The 14,271-nt window shown below is 59.9% G+C and carries 11 protein-coding genes; 7 read left to right on the forward strand and 4 right to left on the reverse strand.

Annotated features, from left to right (window positions below; genetic code table 11):
• Positions 1 to 463: 463 nt before the first annotated feature.
• The 7 genes from ACTQ40_RS07710 (at position 464) to ACTQ40_RS07740 (ending at position 8,907) form a co-directional block, all read left to right on the forward strand.
• Positions 464 to 1,342, forward strand: coding sequence for a patatin-like phospholipase family protein (locus ACTQ40_RS07710; protein WP_441563732.1), 879 nt, complete (start codon positions 464 to 466; stop codon positions 1,340 to 1,342).
• A gap of 157 nt (positions 1,343 to 1,499) precedes the next feature.
• Positions 1,500 to 1,943: a 50S ribosomal protein L13 gene (gene rplM, locus ACTQ40_RS07715; RefSeq protein ID WP_370450665.1), complete on the forward strand. Its 444-nt coding sequence runs from the start codon at positions 1,500 to 1,502 to the stop codon at positions 1,941 to 1,943.
• A gap of 2 nt (positions 1,944 to 1,945) precedes the next feature.
• Positions 1,946 to 2,341: a 30S ribosomal protein S9 gene (gene rpsI / locus ACTQ40_RS07720; RefSeq protein WP_022094634.1), complete on the forward strand. Its 396-nt coding sequence runs from the start codon at positions 1,946 to 1,948 to the stop codon at positions 2,339 to 2,341.
• Positions 2,342 to 2,464: 123 nt separating this feature from the next.
• On the forward strand, positions 2,465 to 3,802 hold the full coding sequence (glmM, locus tag ACTQ40_RS07725) for a phosphoglucosamine mutase (protein ID WP_154517985.1): 1,338 nt from the start codon (positions 2,465 to 2,467) through the stop codon (positions 3,800 to 3,802).
• A gap of 100 nt (positions 3,803 to 3,902) precedes the next feature.
• A complete protein-coding gene (locus ACTQ40_RS07730) occupies positions 3,903 to 4,370 on the forward strand; it encodes a PTS sugar transporter subunit IIA (protein ID WP_427719420.1) in 468 nt (155 codons plus the stop codon).
• Positions 4,371 to 4,642: 272 nt separating this feature from the next.
• Positions 4,643 to 5,371, forward strand: coding sequence for a glucosamine-6-phosphate deaminase (gene nagB, locus ACTQ40_RS07735; protein ID WP_427747557.1), 729 nt, complete (start codon positions 4,643 to 4,645; stop codon positions 5,369 to 5,371).
• A 536-nt stretch (positions 5,372 to 5,907) separates the two neighbouring features.
• On the forward strand, positions 5,908 to 8,907 hold the full coding sequence (locus tag ACTQ40_RS07740) for an AfsR/SARP family transcriptional regulator (protein ID WP_441563734.1): 3,000 nt from the start codon (positions 5,908 to 5,910) through the stop codon (positions 8,905 to 8,907).
• Positions 8,908 to 8,969: 62 nt separating this feature from the next.
• Here the strand turns inward: ACTQ40_RS07740 and ACTQ40_RS07745 are convergent, their stop codons facing one another.
• The 4 genes from ACTQ40_RS07745 to ACTQ40_RS07760 all read right to left on the reverse strand — a co-directional run bounded on the left by ACTQ40_RS07745 (position 8,970) and on the right by ACTQ40_RS07760 (position 14,260).
• On the reverse strand, positions 8,970 to 9,269 hold the full coding sequence (locus ACTQ40_RS07745) for a YhbY family RNA-binding protein (protein ID WP_427795027.1): 300 nt from the start codon (positions 9,267 to 9,269) through the stop codon (positions 8,970 to 8,972).
• A gap of 157 nt (positions 9,270 to 9,426) precedes the next feature.
• On the reverse strand, positions 9,427 to 9,816 hold the full coding sequence (locus ACTQ40_RS07750; RefSeq protein WP_441563736.1) for a hypothetical protein: 390 nt from the start codon (positions 9,814 to 9,816) through the stop codon (positions 9,427 to 9,429).
• 412 nt (positions 9,817 to 10,228) lie between these two features.
• Entirely contained in the window at positions 10,229 to 11,593 is a 1,365-nt protein-coding gene (locus ACTQ40_RS07755; protein ID WP_427719427.1) for a PFL family protein, read from the reverse strand.
• Between the two features lie 108 nt (positions 11,594 to 11,701).
• Positions 11,702 to 14,260: a homocysteine S-methyltransferase family protein gene (locus tag ACTQ40_RS07760; protein ID WP_441563738.1), complete on the reverse strand. Its 2,559-nt coding sequence runs from the start codon at positions 14,258 to 14,260 to the stop codon at positions 11,702 to 11,704.
• Between the last annotated feature and the right edge of the window lie 11 nt (positions 14,261 to 14,271).

The raw sequence follows: 14,271 nt of genomic DNA on the forward strand, positions 1-14,271 counted from the left end.
GCGTAAAGAAAACGCGTAAGCGTTTTTAGCCCGCGGGCGAGGACGCCGGCAGGCGGCCGAAGCCGGTGCGGATTTGCGAAGCAAATACGCGGATTCTCCGCGCAAAGCCTCTACAAGGTGTAGTCAATTTGGGACGGGGCTTTTTTAGCTACTCCTATAAGCCAGTCGATATTAGTTCCGGTCCCCAATAATTCGTCGACAGTCAAAGGGCAGCTAAAATAGCCCCGTCCCAAATTGACTACTCACGTTGACGCCTCAAGCGGAAGTTGCATCCCAGAATCTACGCTCAGAATGGGATGCATTTTCCGGATGGGTTGTTGGCGGAAAGTCCATCCTGGAATCGCCCCCCAGAACGGGACGTGCTTTCCGCCAGTCGCCCCGTCCTACTCAACTCCAAAACCCATGCGCTCGCCATCTCAAAACTGGGTAGAAGAAGGCCAAAACGAAACAGTAGGAGGTCAACATGACGGCAGAAGATAAGGCAAAGAACGCCGGCAAGGTCGCGCTCGTCTTGGAGGGCGGCAGTTTTCGCGGGCAGTTTACCGCGGGTGTGCTCGACGTCCTCATGGAAGCCGGCGTCGAGATTCCGGCAGTATATGGCGTATCGGCCGGCGCCCTCAACGGCGTGAACTACAAGTCGCACCAGATCGGCCGTGCCAACCGCATCAACCTGACTTTCTGCAACGACAACCGCTTCATGGGTGCCGCATCGTTTGCGTCCACGGGCTCCATCGTGGGTTACGACTTCATCTTCAACGATGTCCAGGACCGCTTGGATCCCTTTGATAACGAGGCATTCGACGCGAGCCCCATCGAGATGTACGCCGTCGCGACGGACATGCTCTTTGGAACCGCTGCATACCTGCCGGTCAAAAGCGCCGTGCTCGACCTCGATGCCGTGCGCGCCTCGACGTCGCTGCCGCTGGTGACGCCGCCGGTCGAGATCGACGGGCACAAATACGTCGACGGCGGCGTAGCCGATTCGGTCCCCATCGAGCACGTGCTGGAGCAGGCCGGCTTCGATCGTGCGGTTGTCATTGTCACGCAGGACCGCTCGTACGAGAAAAAGCCCTACGAGTTTATGCCTGCCGCACGCGCCCGCTATGCCGACTACCCCTACCTGCTCGAGGCTATTGAGACGCGCCACGACCGCTATAACATCCAGCGCATGCATCTGTGGAAGTATGAGCGCGAGGGCCGCGCGCTGGTCGTTGCCCCGCAAAAGCCTGTCGAGGTCGGTCACGTCGAGCACGATCCGGCAAAGCTTCTCGACCTGTATATTCAGGGTCGTCAGGAGGCAAAGCGTCTGCTGAGTGATATCGAGGCATTTGTCGAGCGCTAGCGTCGCGACATCATTACCGATGGACGACATGTGCAGAAAGTCTGGTCAGAGCCAAAATACCTGTTGACTCGGTCGACGGGCGGGGTAATATGGACGGGTTACTTGCAGAGCCCCGTGAATCTCTGTAACAACACGTACTGTACATGGAGGAGTCTAAGTGATTTCGAAATCGACTCACTACGCCAAGCAGGGCGAGGTCCAGCGCAACTGGGTTCTCGTCGACGCCGATGGTGCTGTCCTGGGCCGTCTTGCCACCCAGATCGCAATGATCCTGCGCGGTAAGAACAAGCCCCAGTTCACGCCCAACAGCGACTGCGGCGACTTCGTTGTCGTCATCAACGCCGATAAGGTCCAGCTTACCGGTAACAAGGCCGACACGAAGACCTATTATCGCCACAGCGGCTACAACGGCGGCCTCAAGGCTGAGAGCTTCCACCAGGCTATGGAGAAGCACCCGGAGAAGGTCATCGAGCGCGCCGTTCGCGGCATGCTGCCCAAGACCACCCTCGGCCGTGCCCAGATGACCAAGCTTAAGGTCTACGCTGGTGCCGAGCATCCGCATGCTGCCCAGAACCCCACGAAGATTGAGCTGGAGGCTTAAAGATGGCTGAGAACACCGTTGTCTACCAGGGTACCGGCCGTCGTAAGAACGCCGTCGCCCGCGTCCGTCTCGTCCCCGGCACCGGCAAGGTGACTATCAACAAGCGTGACGCCGAGCAGTATTTCGGCCGTCATCAGCTCGTTGAGAACGCCCTTGCTCCCTTCAAGGTGACCGATACCGCCGGTCAGTTCGACGTTATCGCTCTGTGCGATGGCGGCGGCATCTCCGGTCAGTCCGGCGCTCTGCGCCTGGGCATCGCTCGCGCTCTTCTGAACGCTGGCGACTACCGTGCTGACCTCAAGAAGGCCGGTTTCCTTACGCGCGATGCTCGCGTGGTCGAGCGCAAGAAGTACGGCCTCAAGAAGGCCCGCCGCGCTCCCCAGTTCTCCAAGCGCTAAGGTTTTATCTCCTTACGAGATACAATGTACAAGCGGGGCCTGCCGATTGCTCGGCGGGTCCCGCTTTTCTTTTTCGACTAGGGTGGGCGAGTGCGTTTTGCCCACTTGGGAAGGAGCGATCCTATGCCCCAGAACATCTTTGGCACCGACGGCGTCCGTGGCGTCGCCAACGCCGACCTCTCGTGCGACCTCGCGTTTCGCCTTGGCCGTGCGGCGACCAAGTTCCTTGGTCCGGACATTTGCGTTGGCCGCGACACGCGTCTTTCGGGCACCATGCTCGAGAGCGCTCTGACCGCTGGCATTATGGCCGAGGGCGGTCGCCCGCACTGCTGCGGCGTTATCCCTACGCCGGCCGTGGCGCTGCTCACTGTCCAAAACGATCTCGACGGCGGCATCGTCATCTCCGCTTCGCACAATCCGCCGGAGTTTAACGGCATCAAGTTCTTTAGCCGCAAGGGCATGAAGCTTCCCGATGCCGTTGAAGAAGAGATCAGCGCCTGGGTCATGTCCGAGGAGGCCATGGCTGCCGACACGCTGCCTACCGGCGCCGGTGTGGGCCACATCATCAAGATGAAGGATGCTCGCAAGGCATACGTCGACCACGCTATCAGCACCCTCGACGGCCTTAGGCTCGACGGCCTGGTCGTTGCCGTTGACTGCGGTCACGGTGCTTCCTGCCAGACCACGCCTGCCGCGCTTCAGCGTCTGGGCGCCACGGTCCACGCCATCAATACCGACTACTGTGGCACCGACATCAATGTCGAGTGCGGCTCCACTCATCTTGAGCCCCTGCGCGAGCTCGTGCTGCGCACCCACGCCGACATCGGCCTGGCCCACGACGGTGACGCCGATCGCGTGTTGTTCGTGGACAGCGAGGGCAACGAGATCGATGGTGATTACATCCTGGCCATCTGCGGCTCTGACCTCGCCGCTCGCGGCAAGCTCGCCAACTCCGAGATCGTCTCGACCGTTATGTGCAACTTGGGCTTTTCCATCGCTATGAAGGAACAGGGCTTTGAGATGGTGCAGACCGCCGTGGGCGACCGCTACGTGCTGGAGCGCATGCTCGCGGACGGCGCCGTTATCGGCGGAGAGCAGTCCGGCCACATCATCTTCCTGGAGCACAACACCACCGGCGATGGCCTGGTGACGGCGCTGCAGCTGCTGGCCGTGCTCAAGCGCACTGGCCGCACCCTCACCGACCTTGCCGGCATCATGAAGAAGTACCCGCAGGTGCTCGTCAACGTGCATTCCGACAACAAGGCCGGTCTGGACGATTGCCAGCCCATTTGGGACGCTGTCGCTGCCGCCGAGAAGGAGCTTAACGGTCGCGGCCGCATTCTGGTGCGCCCGAGCGGTACCGAGCCGCTGGTTCGCGTGATGGCCGAGGCCGAGACGCACGAGCTGACTCAGCGCGTCGTTGACGACATCGTCGAGGTTGTCAAGCGCGAACTTCCCTAATGGTCAAAAACCAATGCCAAGTGGTAAACTAGTAAGCTGGTTTTGATTATTGGTATGTCCAAGGGGGAGCATGTTCACTAAAGTCCTAAGGTCTTTTGGTATGCGTGGTCGAGTCCTTACGCTGGATGCTCCCATCTCGGGCGATGTCATTCCGCTTTCCGAGGTTAACGACCAGACGTTTGCCACGGGCCTTTTGGGCCAAGGCGTTGCCATTCGGCCTACGGGCACGCGCGTGATTGCACCTGCGGATGCCAAGATCGAGGCGATTTTTCCAACGGGACACGCCGTTGCGCTCAACACGGTCGATGGCTTGGATGTTTTAATCCACGTTGGACTCGATACCGTTCAGCTTGAGGGCAAACACTTTACCGTGCATGCACAGGTGGGCGATATCGTCCATAAGGGCGATGTGCTTATCGAGTTTGAACGCGAGGCAATCGAGGCCGAGGGCTACGATGTGACGGTTCCCATTTTGGTGTGCAACTCTGTTGAGTTCTCGAGCATCAAGGGCTCCGTCGGCGAGCATGTCGAGGAGATGGATCAGCTCATCGTCGCTCGCGAGCGCTAACTCGTTCGCTTGCCCTTTGGCCTACAATTCAAACACGTTTACGGAGGGCGCCCTTGAAAGAGGGCGCCCTTCGTGGCAAGATGAAAAATGTCCGAGGCTAAAAGGCTTCGGGTCACCGTGGACGGGCAGGGGCCTCGACGCGGCTAGACACGAGATACATACATTACGCGACCTCGCCCTGGTGGCCGCACACGTTGGTTGCGGCCGACGCAGGCCGCGGGCAAGTGCTTGTAAGGGGAGCCTTGCCTCTCTTCTACGAGAAAGGATGCGTAATGAAGATCATTAAAGCTAAAGACTACGAGGATATGAGCCGCAAGGCCGCCAATATCATCTCGGCGCAGGTTATCCTTAAGCCCGATTGCGTGCTCGGTCTTGCCACCGGCTCCACTCCGATTGGCGCCTACAAGCAGCTCGCCGATTGGTACAAGAAGGGCGATATTGACTTCTCCGAGGTCAGCACCTATAACCTGGACGAGTATCGCGGCCTTTCGCACGATGATCCCCAGAGCTATCACTACTTCATGCGCGAGAACTTCTTCGATCACATCAACGTCGATCTGAATAACACGCACGTGCCCGATGGCTCCAACCCCGATGCCGCCGCTGCCTGCTCCGAGTACGATAAGATCGTCGCTGCCGCCGGTTACCCGGATCTGCAGCTGCTCGGCATTGGTAATAACGGTCATATTGGCTTCAACGAGCCCGATGACCACTTCTCCAAGGGTACGCACTGCGTCGACCTCACCGAGAGCACCATTCAGGCCAACAGCCGCCTGTTCGATAGCATCGACGACGTTCCCCGCCAGGCTTACACCATGGGTACCCAGACCATCATGTATGCCCGCATGATCCTGGTCGTCGCCAACGGCGAGGCCAAGGCTCAGGCTGTGCACGATATGTGCTATGGCCCGGTTACGCCCGAGTGCCCGGCTTCGATCCTGCAGCTGCACACCAACTGCGTCGTCGTTGCCGACGAGGCTGCCCTTTCGCTCTGCGAGTAGTACAATCCGAGCGATTTGTTATTACTTTGTTACAGGCTCCCGTTCTGCGGGGGCCTTTTTTATTATGCATATGCGGGATGGCGGCTAGCTTATAGACTCATGGGCCCCTATGCTGCGTCCGTCCGCAATATCTGCCAGCGGAATCAGAATGAGCGCGGGCTTTATGGTGTGCATAACATTAGCTTGCCAAAAGCTTGACGGTGGTGCCTCGAATAGTGTGATGCATTCTCTAGCATATTCTATTCAAAAATGCTACTAATGAGTCGCAAACGGTAGCAGCGCGTAGGCGAGTTGCGCAACAAAATATTACAAGCCCCATTGCGTTACACTGCCAAATGAGTGGGACATGCTGGCAAGCGCATTGACCTGCGCAAAGACCGGTTGGTTGGGGGAAAAGTTTCAATCGGCGCTCGCTGAACAAAAACTTGCCAAATGCGAACCGAAAGACAACCTAAAACTCTGCGTCGTTCGATTTACGGGATGGCTTGGGCTGTCTTGCGATTACGGTGTCCATGTGGCCGAGGTAAGGAGCGAGCATGATGAACGGGCTGAACGATACGGACGATCTCGAATTGGCGCCATTGGGCACAGGTTATATGGTCCGACGTGATCGCCTGATGAGCGAGTTGATTGTCAAGGGCCGCAAGGCGGGCATTGTGTTGCTCTATGCACCAGATGGGTTTGGGAAAACATCGATATTGCTTCAGTACACTCAGGAAGTCAAAAGCGACCCGACGCGCGGTCTGGTACGAATCATCGAGGCTGACCGCGCGATTGCCCGCGAGGTGTTTATGCAGCTCGAAGTGGTCACAGATGAACTTGAGGACAAACCGCGATCGTTGATTGCGATTGATAACGTCCCCAACCTCGATCAGCAAGATACCGAGGAGCTTATCGATCGAATTCGAGGCCTGCGCACTATGGGGATCGGGGTCTTTGTCACCTGCCGCCCCTCAAATCGCCAGTTGATTCGCGGGCTGGGTGACTCGGTCAAGATCAATGCGCAGATGCTCAAGGTGCATGCCTATGAGTATTCGGCTTGGGCATCGGCGTTCTCGATTAGCACGTCGCTCGATTTTTACCAGCTCACACAGGGTGTTCCCGAGTTGGTTTCGGCTATGCAGACGGGGCTGTACGGAGAGGGCGACGTTGCCAGCTTGCTCGAAAACGAGATTGTCAACGTATACGGTGCGGCACTTGCCGATATGGCATCAATCGATAACGGCGCCCTATTTAACGTGGCGTGCGTGATGGCCCTGATGGGCGAGGGCAAGATTGCGGAACTTGAGGCATGCGGTGTCAGGCTCTCCATGATCGATCAGTCCTATCTTGTTCGTGATTATCCGATTTTTGGTGTCGATCCGGTCGACCGAAGCTTTACGTGTATGGGCACCGAGGATAACGCGCGCCTGAGATTACGAAAAATGGTTGCGGAAATTCGTCCAGAGCTCGTTATGCGCGCGGCACGCATTCTGCTCAAGGCGGGCCGATGCGATGCTGCGATGGATTTGGCAGATGCCTTTTTGGATCGCGACGCCGTCCTTGAGCTTGCTGGACAGTATGGTGTCGATTTGGCTCTGACTGGGCGTGGAGGGGATGTCTGTCGCGCGGTACTGAGGACGACGGATGCCGACAAGCCCGCGTTGGAGCCGACGCCCACCGAGGCACTTGGTGTCTATTTGGCGGCGGTAAGCGTTTCGAATACTAAACTGGCCCGGTATATGGCCTCGATTGTCGAACATGCGAGCGCACAGTCGGTCCGCGAGATTGATTTGGTTTCTTGGAAAGTCGCCCAGGTGCTTACGGTCGTCTGTTATGGAGATTGCGAGCTTGGGCTTCCAGCCAATCCTGCTCTTCCAAAAAATGAGGCATCTTGTGCTGCGCTCGATATGCTGTCGGCGCATATCGAGGTTAAGAGCCGGCTGACCGAACAGGCGAAAGACGGCGCAGCACTTTCGGGACTCAAGGCGAACAAGGTATATGATTGCGAACTCGATATTGCAGAGATTCTCATACGGGCAGATCGGATGTTGGCGGAGCTCTTTGATGGGTCCTTTATGGGAATCGATGAGCGTGACGACGAGATGTCTCGGACACGGGAGGCACTCGATGCTCGTGGGCTTAAGGCGCCGGCTGTCTGGGTGCGTATGGTGCTGGCGGCACGGCGTCTGCTTGCAGGCCTGCCAATGACTGACGATACGGCGTTTAATGAGCTCGATCGCTTTGCCGTGCGCGTGCGTGACAATCAAATCCAGCTGTTTGGCCTGCTACTTGAAGGCTGGCAGGCGCTCGCCGAGGGGCGCCCGGTCAACGCGAAGTTCCGCGCGGTCCAGGTACTCAAGCTTGCTGACGAGTCGATCGCATACATGCGCGACAACGCGTTGCTGTTGGAGCGTGCATCAAGCCTTCGCAATACGTCGATGGTGTCGGTACGAGAAGAGGCAGAGCTGCTCGACCTAAGTCGGACACAAGTCGGCGGCGCGGAGGCTTGGGTCGTAGCGCTGCATTTGGCGTCTGCGGGCCGTGACAGCGATCTTGCCGCCTGGATGTCTATGAATCGTTCTGGGATTCTGGAGCCAGCGTATCGGCTGTTTGCACGCCTTGCGATGCATTGCCTGGGCGAGCCTGCTGCCAAGATTCGAAAGAAGCTCCCGGTGCGTGAGCTATCGCGATATTCGCTGCGCGACGATTTGGAGGGAGAGAGCGAGCGGCTGTTCCAGGTCGGCGAGGTCGAACCCGTCGACGCTATCGATCATATCGAGATTCGTATGTTTGGCGCGTTTCGTGCCGAGCGCGACGGATTTCCCATCACAGACAAGATGTGGCGTCGTAAGAAAGCGGCAACGCTTGCCGAGCGGCTTGCGTTGGGTATCGATTCGTTTGTCGATCGCGAGACCTTGGCTATGGAACTGTGGCCACATGCCGAGTACAGTAGCGCCCGTAACAACTTGTATTCGACTGTGTCACGCTTACGATCCGCTTTGGGACCCACGCCAGATGGCAAGTCGTGCGTCCTGATTCAAAACGACTGCCTTGGCCTCAACAGGGATTACGTTAAGACCGATGTGAAGCTATTTGAGCAGATAAGCCGCGAGATTTTGGGTAATCGCACAAGAGTGCGTGGGCCTCACCTGGTCGAGCTGTGTCTTAAGATCGAACAGCTCTATACCGGACCGCTGTATATCCCCAACGGTTGCAATCCGACGTACTTTTTGCGCATGCGCCGCATCATGCAGTCGAAGTTTATCGACTGCATGATTGTGGGAGCAAGCGCTGCCTTGGAAGAAAACGACCTGCAGTCGGCAATCTGGCTGGTAGAAGCGGGGCTACGTCAGGAGACCGCACGCGAGGACATGGTGCGATGCGCCATGCGCGTGTACGGAGCGGCGGGGAGACGCCGCGATATCGTCGAGCTCTATAGCGGGCATATCCATCATCTTAAGGAACAGGTCGCAGGTGTTCCCGAGCCCGAGACCAAGCGTCTCTACGAGCGTCTGGTCGAAAGCAGGGTCAACCGACCGTTCATTGAGCGATAAAAAAACGGGCGCCCGTATCATTCGGACGCCCGCAGGCTTGCTCTGTGTGAACCGATCAGCCCTTAGACGAGCTTGATCTTCTCAATATCCTTGCGCGAGGACTCTCGATACAGCGAGAACTTGCGGCCGATAACCTGAACGACGTCGGCGTGGCAGCGCTCGGCGAGTTCCTCGGCGGCCTCGCGGGCAGAAAGGCTGGAGCCGTCCAGCACGGAGCACTTAACGAGCTCGTGCTTTTCCAGGTAGGCGGCCGTCTGCTCGACGGTACCCTCGTTGACATCGGACTTACCGATGATGATGGCGGGGTTGAGGTGATGGGCCATGCTGCGAAGCTGCTTGACCTGGGCTCCTGTCAGTGCCATGGGATCTCGCTTTCTATGTATGGGGCGCCCCGCGATGGGGCCTTAATCTACGTGAGCTGTCCCACGATAGCGCAGGAACGGCGCGGTGTGGAGCGCGTTTGCCAGTTCGCAAAGAATGCGGATGCCGGGCGGGTAGACGATGCATACTTTAGATGGGCTACGGTCGGGGCGCAGAGACCGGCTCCCAGGCGATAAACGCCCATCGGACCTTGCGGATGTGGTCGAGCATGTAACGTCCCTGCGGCACGCCCTTGGATCCCGGCTCGCCGGCATGGGGGTTCTCGATCATATGTTGGGCGATATAGTCGCGCAGACGATCGATCTTATCCTCGTTGCCATGCTCGAGCATACGGGAGAGGTCTGCCACGGCGGCCTCGAGGCTATCGAAGGTGTCACGACGGGGCGATTCAAAATACGTGACCAGCGGTAGTGCACCCATCTGAATAAGGATGTTAAAGGCGTACACAAAACCATTGCTACGGGTAACCGAGGCACCGATGGCATTCATCACGTGCAGGTCATAGCGCGGGCTGGAGTTGGCGACCATCGTGACAGCACAACGCCGCCGAGCAGCCTGTAGACGCATCCATTCGCCATTCCAATCCGCAGAAAGAAGCTCAGATTGAATTACACCATCAGCCACGGGCCATCCCCCTTACAACAAAAAAGCGGCCCCTCCCAAAAGAAGAACCGCAGCCAGCATATATCAGAAAAAGAACCGTTCCAACGCCAAACCGCCGCACCAGCCAAGTGGTGCAGGAGCGAAGCAACTGCAACCGGGATAGAACCCAACTGAGGTCCCGTTGTGCGGGAGCCCCGGTGAGGGCAAATATATAAGGTCGATCGCGAGTTCCGCACGAGCCGGAGAGCACTTAATGTGCTCTCCGTGCGAGCAGGACTGTCCGAGCAGGCGACCTTATATATTTGCCCTCACCGGGGCTTCCGCCCGAATCCTTCAGCTAGTTCTTGAGCGAGTTCAGCGGCGCCGGGAAGCGTCCACCGCGGTGGGCAAGCACGGTGCCGGCGTTGGGGTTCACCGGCATGATGGGCGCACGGCCAAACAGGCCGCCATACTCGACGCAGTCGCCCACGCCCTTGCCGATGGCGGGGATCACGCGCACGGCCGTGGTCTTATTGTTGATGACGCCGATGGCCATCTCGTCGGCGATAATGCCGGCGATAGTCTCGACCGGGGTGTCGCCGGGAATGGCGATCATGTCCAGGCCAACGGAGCACACGCAGGTCATGGCCTCGAGCTTCTCGAGCGAAAGCGCGCCGGCCTCGACGGCGGCGATCATGCCGGCGTCCTCGGACACGGGGATAAAGGCGCCCGAGAGGCCGCCCACGCTGGAGCTGGCCATGACGCCGCCTTTCTTGACGGCATCGTTGAGCATGGCGAGCGCGCAGGTCGTGCCGGGGCCACCGCAGGTGCCCACGCCGATGATCTCGAGGATGCGCGCGACGGAGTCGCCGACGGCAGGCGTAGGCGCCAGCGACAGGTCGACAATGCCTTTCTCGACACCTAGGCGACGGGCGGCCTCGCGACTCATGAGCTCGCCGGCACGGGTGATCTTAAAGGCGGTCTGCTTAATCTTTTCGGCGACTTCCATCATCGATGCGGAATCGGGCAGCTTCTCCAGGGCTGCGGCCATAACGCCGGGGCCCGAGACGCCTACGTTGATGACGGCGTCGGCCTCGCCACCGCCGTGAACGGCGCCCGCCATAAACGGGGAGTCCTCGACCATGTTGGCAAAGCAGACAAACTTGGAAGCACCGACGGAATCCTCATCTGCCGTAAGCTTGGCGGCATCGATGATGGTCTGAGCCGCCATGAGCACGGCGTCCATGTTGATGCCGGCGCGCAGGCTGGCGACGTTGACGCTGGAGCAGACGCGGCTGGTGGTAGCGAGCGCCTGGGGGATGGACTGGATGACGCGGCGGTCGGCGTCGCCGATGCCCTTCTGGACGAGTGCGGAGAAGCCGCCCAGGTAATCGATGCCGAGCGTCTCGGCCGCGCGGTCGAGGGCATGCGCGATGGGGGTGAGGTCCTCATCCTTGCAGCACGCGGCGATCTGCGCCACCGGGGTGACGGAAACGCGCTTGTTGACAATGGGGATACCGTACTCGCGCTCGAGGTTCTCGGCGGTCTCGACCAGATGCTCAGCCGTGTGCGTCACGTGGTCGTAGATCTTCGTGCACATGCGGTCGAGGTTCTCGTCGCCGCAACCCATGAGCGAAACACCCATGGTGATGGTCCTGATGTCGAGGTTCTGCTCCTCAACCATGCCGCGGGTTTCCGCGATTTCTGCGGGCGTGATCGCCATCCTTGCACTCCTATCTGCCAAAACGAGCATAGTCTTGTCTATTCTAACGTGCCGCACGTGCCAAGTGGCGCATGCGGCACGTTTTGGTGCTCGGTTGTTTCCGTTGTGTTACTGCCCAAAGACCTCTTCGGCGATACGAGCGCTTTCGGCGGCGTCCTTGGCATAGTAGTCCGCGCCGATCTGCTTGGCGTATTCGGGGGTGAGTACGGCGCCGCCTACGATGATCTTGACGTCCGGCACCTCGGCATGAAGCAGTTTGATGGTCTCCTCCATAGCGACGACCGTGGTGGTCATAAGCGCCGAGAGGCCGACGAGCTTGATGTCGCGCTCCCGTACGGTCTTGAGCACCTCCTGCGGGTCGACGTCGCGGCCTAGGTCAAAGACGGTATAGCCGTAGTTATCGAGCAGCATCTTGACGATGTTCTTACCGATGTCGTGGATGTCGCCTTTGACGGTGGCCACGCAGATTTTGCCCTTGTCGGCAATCTCGCCGGCGGGCATCCGGCGCTTGATGGTGTCAAAACCCACGCGTGCGGCCTCGGCCGAGGCCATGAGCTGCGGCAAGAAGAACTTTCCCTGGTCAAAGAGAACGCCAACCTCGTCGAGGGCGGGGATAAAGTGGTTGTTGATGAGGTCCATGGCGTCGTGGTCTGCCAGCAGACGCTCGGTCTCGGCCGCAATCTCGCCTTTGCGGCCCGAGACGACCATGCGACGAATCGGGTCGTCGTTGCCGTCGGTGTCGTCGGTGCCAGCGGCGGGCACAGTGTCGGTCGATACTGTCTGAGCCGCCGCCGGGTTCGCGGCGATCTTGTACGGATCGGTCCAGCCGGCGTAGCGCTCGATGTATCCGGTTGAGCCCTCGTCCTCAACGCTCAAGACGCGATAGCTGTAGACGGTATCCATAAAGCGCTTGGAGCCCGGGTTCATGATGGGGGCGTCCAGGCCCGCGCCAAAAGCGGCAGCCAAAAAGACCGAGCCCAGCAGCGGGCGGGCGGGCAGACCAAAGCTGATGTTCGACACGCCGAGCGCGCATTTGACGCCCAGACGCTCCTTACACAGGGACATGGCGCGCAGGATCTGTTCGGCTTGGCGTTGATTGGTCGAGGCGGTCATGACCAGGCAGTCGATGAGGATGCGGTCCGGTCCGATGCCGTAGCGGGCGGCCTCGGCCACGATGCGCTCGGCGATGGCGAAGCGAGCCTCGGCGGTATCGGGAATGCCGCCTTCGTCGAGCGTGAGGCCGACGACGTTGGCGCCGTAATGGGCGACCAGCGGAAAGATCTCATCCATGATCTGCTGTTTGCCATTGACCGAGTTGATGATGGGCTTGCCGGCGTAGCGGCGCACGGCAGCCTCGACGGCGGCGGGATCGGTGGAGTCGATCTGCAACGGCAGCAGCGTGGAACCCTGGAGCTGCTCGGTGGCCTGTTGGATGATCTTGACCTCGTCGATCTCGGGCAGGCCCACATTGACGTCCAGGATGTCGGCGCCTTGCTCCTGCTGGCTGATGCCCTGGCTTACGACGTAGTCCAGGTCGCCGTCGCGTAGGGCCTGCTGCAGGCGCTTTTTGCCGGTGGGATTGATGCGCTCGCCGATGACGGCGATCTTGTGGCCGTCACAGGGAAGGTCCACCACGGTCTGGGCGCTTGTGACCGACATGCTGGGCTTGCGGCGGCGCGGACTGGGCGTGTGGTTGTCGATAAGCGTGCGCAGCGCTGCCATGTGCGCCGGCGTGGTGCCGCAGCAACCGCCCACGACGCTCACGCCGTCGGCGATCATGCCGGCGACGGCCTTGGCGTATTCGGGGGCCTGGATGTCAAAGACGGTGTTACCGTCGTCGTCCACGTGGGGGAGTCCCGCGTTGGCCTGCACCATAACGGGCTTGTCGGTAACGGTGAGCATGCGTGCGGCGAGTCCTCGGAGCTCGGCCGGTCCCTGGCTGCAGTTGATGCCCAGGACGTCGGCGCCGATGGCGTCGAGCGTGATGGCGGCAACCTCGGGACTCGTACCCAGGAAGGTGCGGCCGTCTTCCTCAAAGGTCATGGTGGCAAAGACGGGCAGGTCGGAGTTCTCGCGGCAGGCAAGGACCGCCGCCTTGATCTCGGCAAGGTCGGTCATGGTCTCGATAATAAAGAGGTCCACACCCGCGTCGACGCCAGCGCGCACTTCCTCGGCAAAGAGGTCATAGGCCTCGTCGAAGCTGAGGGTACCCAAGGGGCGAAGCAGCGCACCGATGGGGCCGATGTCGCCGGCGACGTAGCGGGCACCGGCCGCGCGGGCGCAGGCGACAGCGGCGGCAAAGACATCTGCCACGGTGGCGGCACCGTCGAGCTTGTGGGCGTTGGCGCCAAAGGTGTTGGCGGTGATCACATCGCAGCCGGCCTCGACATACTGACGCTGAATATCGGTAATGACCTGGGGCTCCTCAAAGTTGAGCAGCTCGGGCAGGGCGCCGGCCTTCATGCCGGCCGCCTGCAGCATGGTGCCCATGCCGCCGTCGAACAGCAGGTGCCCCGTGCCCTCGATGGCGGCGCGCAGGCGATCGTCCTTAATGCAAAGGTCGTCGATCGTGCGCGTCTTGTACGTGGCGCCCTTGCGGCGGGCAGCATCAACGGGCGCCGCAAGGGCGGCGCCGTCCAGATCATGAGTGATAAGCGGGGTGAACATTAATGAACTCT

Source organism: Collinsella sp. Sow4_D11, from assembly GCF_052116465.1.
GTDB lineage: Bacteria > Actinomycetota > Coriobacteriia > Coriobacteriales > Coriobacteriaceae > Collinsella.

Excerpts from the sequence above, each read along its gene's own strand:
- ACTQ40_RS07710 (WP_441563732.1), top strand. The coding sequence starts at position 464 with ATGACGGCAGAAGATAAGGCAAAGAACGCCGGCAAGGTCGCGCTCGTC.
- rpsI (WP_022094634.1), top strand. The coding sequence starts at position 1,946 with ATGGCTGAGAACACCGTTGTCTACCAGGGTACCGGCCGTCGTAAGAAC.
- glmM (WP_154517985.1), top strand. The coding sequence starts at position 2,465 with ATGCCCCAGAACATCTTTGGCACCGACGGCGTCCGTGGCGTCGCCAAC.
- ACTQ40_RS07730 (WP_427719420.1), top strand. The coding sequence starts at position 3,903 with ATGCGTGGTCGAGTCCTTACGCTGGATGCTCCCATCTCGGGCGATGTC.
- nagB (WP_427747557.1), top strand. The coding sequence starts at position 4,643 with ATGAAGATCATTAAAGCTAAAGACTACGAGGATATGAGCCGCAAGGCC.
- ACTQ40_RS07740 (WP_441563734.1), top strand. The coding sequence starts at position 5,908 with ATGATGAACGGGCTGAACGATACGGACGATCTCGAATTGGCGCCATTG.
- ACTQ40_RS07745 (WP_427795027.1), bottom strand. The coding sequence starts at position 9,269 with ATGGCACTGACAGGAGCCCAGGTCAAGCAGCTTCGCAGCATGGCCCAT.
- ACTQ40_RS07750 (WP_441563736.1), bottom strand. The coding sequence starts at position 9,816 with ATGGTCGCCAACTCCAGCCCGCGCTATGACCTGCACGTGATGAATGCC.
- ACTQ40_RS07755 (WP_427719427.1), bottom strand. The coding sequence starts at position 11,593 with ATGGCGATCACGCCCGCAGAAATCGCGGAAACCCGCGGCATGGTTGAG.
- ACTQ40_RS07760 (WP_441563738.1), bottom strand. The coding sequence starts at position 14,260 with ATGTTCACCCCGCTTATCACTCATGATCTGGACGGCGCCGCCCTTGCG.